Genomic DNA, 6,168 nt, shown 5'->3' on the forward strand with positions numbered 1-6,168 from the left:
CCACACACCCTCCGCTCCACTCAACCTCCGCTCCACCTGCCGACCGCGTGACGCTGGCTTCGCCGCTTGCCGCCCATCCGGTACGCCGCACCAACCTGGCCCCGCCACTCGTGCCCTATGGATCTAGCGCACCACGCAGACTCGGCCACTCCCCGCCCGACGACCCATCGACCCCCACTGCCTTGACCTGTTGGGCCTGCTCCCGACCAGCCACCGCACTCGCAGATCGCTCAGCCAGTCACCCAAGCCCGCAGCGCGTGACGCAAGCCCTTCGAGTCCGGGTACGCCGAGTCGGCCGCCCACGCCACGTATCCGTCGGGCCGCACCAGCATGGACTGCGCATCCGGGTCTACACCGACCACAATGTCCAGTCGGCCGGTCGTCGCCACCTCCCGGGCCTCCCGCTCGTGCAGACCGCCCGTGTCCAGGAGCACGAAGCGTCCCGCGCGCAGCGCTTCGTACAGGCGCGACGGGCTGCCGCGTAGCCGGGCATCTGCTGCCCGGGTGCCGACCAGCGGGTGCGCGTGACGCGGCGCAGGGTACTTTACCCAGAGTCCTGATATGGCGAGGGGAAGGCGTCGCGCCATCGCCGGCACGTGCAGTGCCGCCGTCACGAGTTCGTTCCGTGCCGTCCGGACGGCTGTCGAGTGCAGCATCGCCATCCGCAGGAGCGCTCCGCTGCCCTTGATCACCTTCGAGCCCACCGGACGGCGCTCGGAGTGGTACGAGTCCAACAGGTCTGGCCCACCGGTCAGCGCGGAGACGAGCTTCCACGACAGGTTCGCCGCGTCTTGAAGACCGGTGTTCATCCCCTGCCCGCCGGCGGGGGAGTGCACGTGTGCCGCATCACCCGCGAGGAAAACCCGGCCCACCCGATAGTGCGGAACCTGCCGCTCGTCGCTGTGGAATCGCGAACTCCAACGTGGACCGTACATTCCGAAGTCCGTGCCTAACACCGAGCGCGAGATGTCCTTGAGTTCCTCGATGTCTACCGGGTCCCGGTCTTCGGCGGGCTTGGATCGGTCCCAGCTGATGACCCGGTAGTACCCGTCACCGAAGGGCGCGATGAAGGTGAAGCGGTCACCGATGCTGTTGGTGGCGGCGCCTCCGGGCTCGTCCTTAAGCAGCACGTCGGCTAGCATCACCGACTTCACCACGCTGCGCCCGGGGAACGGTTCGCCGATCAGCCGACGCACGGTGCTGCGGTGTCCGTCCGTGCCCACCAGGTAATGCCCGCGTATGGTTCTGCCGTCTTCAAGTGTCGCGGTCACACCTTGCGCGTCCTGTGTCAGGTCGGTCAACTCGGCCGGGCGTACGAACTGCACTCCGGCGGCCCGCGCCCGGCGCAGTAGCACGCCTTCAGTTTCGTACTGGGGCGCCACGAGCATGTAGGGGTATCGGCTCGGCAGCCCGGACATGTCCACGACTGCTTTATCGAACAGTCGCAAGGCAGCGACCTGCCTACCGCGGGAGACCAGATCGTCGGCGACACCGCGCTGGTCGAACTGTTCCAGGGTCCGAGCGTGCACCACGAACGCGCGCGTGAGCTCGGATCCGTTCTCGTGACGCTCCACCAGAGTGACAGGAACGCCCGCAGCAGCCAGATCGCCGGCGAGAAGGAGTCCCGTCGGCCCGGCACCCACGACGACGACCCCTGTGTCTGAGTGCTCTGCGTATCCAGCCGGCATGGCAGGGAGCATAGATGTGCGCACAGTTCTGAGCCAACTGGCGAATATGGTCTGCGGCCGATCTGCGTCGACATCGAGCAATCCATCGCCCACCTCCTGCCTTGCGTCGCTACTCCATCTGCAATCCGATGGTTGCACATTGTCCACCCCATGTGCAACCATGAAGTTGCACTCAATATTAGAGCCGAGACTTGGAGGGGTTGACCATGGTCAGCAACCGCATCGAGCAGGATGTCTATATCGCGGCGCCGGTGGCGCGGGTGTGGGAGGTCGTCACGGAACCGAGGCACGTCGGCATGTGGTTCGGCAACGGCGAACCGGCGGAGATCGACCTGCGTCCGGGAGGTCGCATCGTGTTCGACCACGGGGAGCACGGCAAACTCCCGGCAGTGATCGAGGAGGTCGAGGAACCCGGCTATCTCTCATTCCGCTGGGCCGCCGACGACGCCGGAGGCCGGGAGCCGGACGCTGCCAATGCGACGTTGGTCGAGTTCACGTTGGAGCGGGAGGGTGACGGGACTCGATTGCGCGTTGTCGAGAGCGGATTCTCCGTGATCGAGGGGGATTCCGAGGCCATCGACCGGCGGTATCGGGCCAACAAGGGCGGCTGGGGAAAGGCTCTGCTCAGCCTGAGCAAGTATTGCGAGCAGGAGGAACACGAATGGAGCGGGTGAGCGAGCGCAACGCCGTGTTCCGTCAGGAATTCGTGCGAGGATCTACCAGGGTCAGGGCGGCGACGGCCCGGATTCGTGTGAGGACGTCGACGAACCGAGCATGACGGACTGGTGTTGGCGGAAGGTGGAGTGACGGTCTGATGACGCAGAGTCCTGCGGAGGAGGCGCTCATCGAGGTTGTGCTGGCGGCGCTGGCGGATCCGACGCGCCGCCGGATCCTCGATGGTTTGTCCGCAGCCGGCGGCGCAACCGCTACGACGCTTGCGCAGGACCTGCCGGTCACGCGTCAGGCTGTCGTCAAACACCTCGCGGTTCTGCACGAGGCCGGTCTCGTCGTGGCACGCAAGGTGGGTCGGGAGGTCCGCTACGGCGTTGCGCCTGGGCCGCTCGCACTCACCGCGCGGTGGATGACCGACCTTGCCACGGAGTGGGGTCGGCCGCTCCAGATGGTCAAGCAGATCGCGGAGTCCGGCGAGTAGCAGTCACCCACGCACAGTCCCGCGCTGTGAGGTCAGCTCCGGTCGGGCAACACTCTGGTGAAGACGACGCGGGTCTGGCCAGGCCCGTTGTAGTTCTCGACGACATTCACGGCGAAGCCGAGGCTTCGGTGGAATGCGATCGACCCGGTGTTGCCGACCGAGGTGATCGCCTTAAGGCTGGCCGCTCCCTGCGCGCGGGCGGCTTCGGTGAAGGCGGCGTACAGGCGGCGACCCAGGCCGGTGCCCCGCGCATCATCCCGGGTCGCGATCAGGTGCACGTATGCCACGTGGTCCGGGGTGACGAAGCCGAATATATAGCCGCTAATGCCGTCTTCGCCCACCGCTACCAGCGATGTTGAGGGGAATTCTTGCACGAGTGCGGCGAGATGGAGCGCTCTCAGGTCACGTTCGCCCCAGTAGCGCGCATGGTCTTCGAGGACCCGCTGGAATTGCTCCATCGTGACAGGGGCGATCTCGGAGTTCTGAGCGGATGTCTGAAAGGAGTCGGTCATGTAGAAAGAATCTCCCTATCGAGGCAAACCCTATCAAGGGCGGATGAAAAGCTTGCGCCTCTGGCGGACGCGACGCCCATCGGACGTTCCCTTGGTTGGCCAGGATGCGGTCCTCCGCTCGTCGGCTACGGCCTTAGCGGCCGTTCCGTTCCGCGAGCACGGAGATTGGATCGCCGTCGACGTCCGCGACCAGGGACAGCCACCGCTGGTACGCGGATCTGAACGGCTCGTTGTCTCGCTGGATGGCTACCAGCAGCGCGTCGGCAGTGCTGCGTGCGTTCTCGATCACCTCGGGCGGATATTCGTACCACACCTGGTGCTCGAGGAACTCGTCTTCGTCTACGATCGCGGGCGCCCGTCCGTCCCGGAACCGCAGTACGTCCAGGTCGAGGTCGACCATGGTGATCTCATCCGGTGCCGTCCACTCGGCGACCGTCGTGATGTCGCAGTAGATCGCGGTCGGTCGGGGCGCGGCGTGAAATGCGCCGCACCACCAATCGGCGCGGCGTACGAGCTGGACGTGCGCCTGGTCGAACGTCACCGTGGGGCCGGAGCCGCGTGTCATCAGCATGTTCCTGCCCCAGCCGAGCCAAAGGCCGTGCTCGTCCTCCCCGAGTCGGCGCATCGCGCCGTGCCAGTGCAGGGATCCGTCGTATTTCCGGTACGTCAATCGGATCAGCTCGCTCATACGTCTCAGCGTAGTCGCGTGACTGCCGGGAGCTCACCGCATATGGGCTCAATGATGGGGCGGTCGGGAGCGACAGGCGCGCTGCGTTCGCCGTGGACGAAGCCTGACGCAAGGGTCGATCTCCGACGTCCGGGGCGTGAATTCCGGGTGGTGCGCCCACCGTGTCGTGCGTGCATCGGGACGTGCGCTCGCGTACGCTGCGCACCGTGCCCCGTACCGCGCTCAGCCTCTCCGGCCCAGCACCGCTGCCCGCCGGGCGCGCGGCGTTGGCCGCAGGCTTCGCGGCGATCCGCGACGAGCACGAGCTGACGACCGAGTTTCCGCCCGCCGTCCTCGACGAGGTTCGGACCGCGATCCGTGGCCTTCGACTTCCGGAACTGGACCGGACCGATCTGCCGCTGGTCACGCTCGATCCGCCGGGCTCGCAGGACCTCGATCAGGCGATGGCGATCGAACGGCGCTCCGATGGCGGGTACCGGGTCTGGTACGCGATCGCCGACGTGGCGGCGTTCGTGCGCCCTGGCGGCGAACTGGACCGCGAGGCACGCCGCCGCGTCCTGACGTGCTACCTACCGGATGTTCGGGTGCCCCTGCATCCGGCAGAGTTGTCTGAAGGCGCGGCCTCGCTGCTGCCGGGACAGGATCGTCCCGCGGTGTTGTGGTGCGTGGACGTGGATGAGCGTGGCGTCCCGGTCGCGTCCGACGTGAAGCGGGCCCTCGTCCGGTCACGAGCGCAGCTGGACTATCCGACGATGGAATTGGCGCTCGCCGAAGGCCGCGGACCGGAGGTCATCGGGCTGCTACGCGAGGTCGGCGGCCTGCTTGAGGCGCGACAGACCGCACGTGGCGGCATGATCTTGAATGTGCCGACGCAGCAGGTCAGCCCGAGCCCGGACGGCTGGCGACTGGAATACGCGGTGGAGCGATCGATCGAGCGTTGGAACGCCCAGATCTCGCTGCTGATCGGCGCGGCCGCGGCCGAGATCATGCTGCGCGGCGGCACTGGCATCGTGCGCACGCTGCCTGAGCCCTCCCCGGTCACTATCCGACGACTGCGCAAGGCCGCCAAGGGCCTCGGTGTGGCCTGGCCTGATCGGCGCAGCTATCAGCGCCTCGTCAGCAGCCTGACGCCGGACGATCCGCATCAGGCCGCACTCCTCTGGGAGTCGATGGCGCTGATGCGCGGAGCCGGGTACACGCCGTTCGACGGCGCCTGCCCCGCGAAGCCGAAGCATTCCGCGCTGGGCATCGAGTACGCGCATGCGACAGCGCCGTTGCGGCGCCTCGTCGACCGCTTCACGTCAGAATGCTGCCTCGCGATCGTCGCCGGTGACGAAGTGCCCGATTGGGTTCGCGAGGCTCTGCCGGAGTTGCCCGGCCACATGGAGCGTGGCGAGCGGTTGAGCCGCACGGTCGATCGGGCGTGCGTGGACCTGGCCGAGTCCGTGCTGCTCGCGGACCGGATCGGCGAGGACTTCACCGGCGTCGTGCTGGACCTGAACGATCGGATCGACTGGGACCAGAACGGCAAGCCCGATGCCGGCACCGTGATGCTGCGCGATCCGGCGGTAATAGCGCGTCTCGATGGCCATGACCTCCCGCAGGGCGCCGAGGTGCGGGTGCGATTGACGAAGGTGGACGTGACAGAGCGCAAGGTCTACTTCGACTGGATCGACGCGGAGTAGGAAGAGTAGGCCAAGATAACAGGCCCATGATGCTTGCCGAGTGGCTGCGGTCGTTAGCCGGGGAATGAATGGTCGCTGAGTCGGTGGATTCACTGGCCGGTAGGTGGATCGCCGGAGGGCCGGAGGGCCGGAGGCCAGTGGGTCGGTGGGTCAGGGGGCCGGCGCTCCGTTGGGTCGGAGGGCAGTTGGTTCGGTGGGTGCTCTCCCGTCTGTCAAGTGAGGTGTCAGCTCGTTCGGGGTGGTCGTGGTCGGCTTTGATCAGGTAGTAAGCCGCGTGGGTGGCTTGGCGTTTGAGGCATCTGATGATCTCGGGGTTTGGTTTTGCCCTGGCCGGTGGCGTGGCGGGTCGGTGAGCTGGCGGTCGTTGAGTCGGTGGGAAGGCGGTGTCTGCGGGTGGAGTGCTGGTCAGTGGCCGTCAGTTGGGGCGGCGAGTCGGCGGGGG

Annotated in this window: 6 protein-coding genes; 3 read left to right on the forward strand and 3 right to left on the reverse strand. The window is 66.9% G+C overall.

Going from position 1 to position 6,168, the window contains the following annotated elements; genetic code table 11:
- Nucleotides 1-230: 230 nt before the first annotated feature.
- A complete protein-coding gene (locus KDK95_RS33545; protein WP_212522393.1) occupies nt 231-1,688 on the reverse strand; it encodes an FAD-dependent monooxygenase in 1,458 nt (485 codons plus the stop codon).
- A gap of 206 nt (nt 1,689-1,894) precedes the next feature.
- On the opposite strand from KDK95_RS33545, the gene KDK95_RS33550 reads away from it, so the two are divergent.
- Nucleotides 1,895-2,362, forward strand: a complete 468-nt coding sequence (locus KDK95_RS33550) for an SRPBCC domain-containing protein (RefSeq protein ID WP_212522394.1) — start codon at nt 1,895-1,897, stop codon at nt 2,360-2,362.
- Nucleotides 2,363-2,502: 140 nt separating this feature from the next.
- Complete coding sequence (locus KDK95_RS33555; protein ID WP_212522395.1) at nt 2,503-2,841, forward strand: ArsR/SmtB family transcription factor; 339 nt, start codon at nt 2,503-2,505, stop codon at nt 2,839-2,841.
- A gap of 32 nt (nt 2,842-2,873) precedes the next feature.
- On the opposite strand, the gene KDK95_RS33560 is transcribed toward KDK95_RS33555, so the two are convergent.
- Nucleotides 2,874-3,299, reverse strand: a complete 426-nt coding sequence (locus tag KDK95_RS33560; protein ID WP_372463427.1) for a GNAT family N-acetyltransferase — start codon at nt 3,297-3,299, stop codon at nt 2,874-2,876.
- Nucleotides 3,300-3,486: 187 nt separating this feature from the next.
- On the reverse strand, nt 3,487-4,041 hold the full coding sequence (locus tag KDK95_RS33565; RefSeq protein WP_212522397.1) for a DUF402 domain-containing protein: 555 nt from the start codon (nt 4,039-4,041) through the stop codon (nt 3,487-3,489).
- A 206-nt stretch (nt 4,042-4,247) separates the two neighbouring features.
- On the opposite strand from KDK95_RS33565, the gene KDK95_RS33570 reads away from it, so the two are divergent.
- On the forward strand, nt 4,248-5,726 hold the full coding sequence (locus tag KDK95_RS33570; RefSeq protein ID WP_212522398.1) for an RNB domain-containing ribonuclease: 1,479 nt from the start codon (nt 4,248-4,250) through the stop codon (nt 5,724-5,726).
- Nucleotides 5,727-6,168 lie beyond the last annotated feature (442 nt).

It is taken from the genome of Actinospica acidithermotolerans (assembly GCF_018139625.1).
GTDB classification, from domain to species: Bacteria; Actinomycetota; Actinomycetes; order Streptomycetales; family Catenulisporaceae; genus Actinospica; species Actinospica acidithermotolerans.

Coding starts and splice junctions, on each gene's coding strand:
- KDK95_RS33560 (WP_372463427.1), bottom strand. CDS start 3,299: ATGGAGCAATTCCAGCGGGTCCTCGAAGACCATGCGCGCTACTGGGGC.
- KDK95_RS33550 (WP_212522394.1), top strand. CDS start 1,895: ATGGTCAGCAACCGCATCGAGCAGGATGTCTATATCGCGGCGCCGGTG.
- KDK95_RS33545 (WP_212522393.1), bottom strand. CDS start 1,688: ATGCCGGCTGGATACGCAGAGCACTCAGACACAGGGGTCGTCGTCGTG.
- KDK95_RS33565 (WP_212522397.1), bottom strand. CDS start 4,041: ATGAGCGAGCTGATCCGATTGACGTACCGGAAATACGACGGATCCCTG.
- KDK95_RS33555 (WP_212522395.1), top strand. CDS start 2,503: ATGACGCAGAGTCCTGCGGAGGAGGCGCTCATCGAGGTTGTGCTGGCG.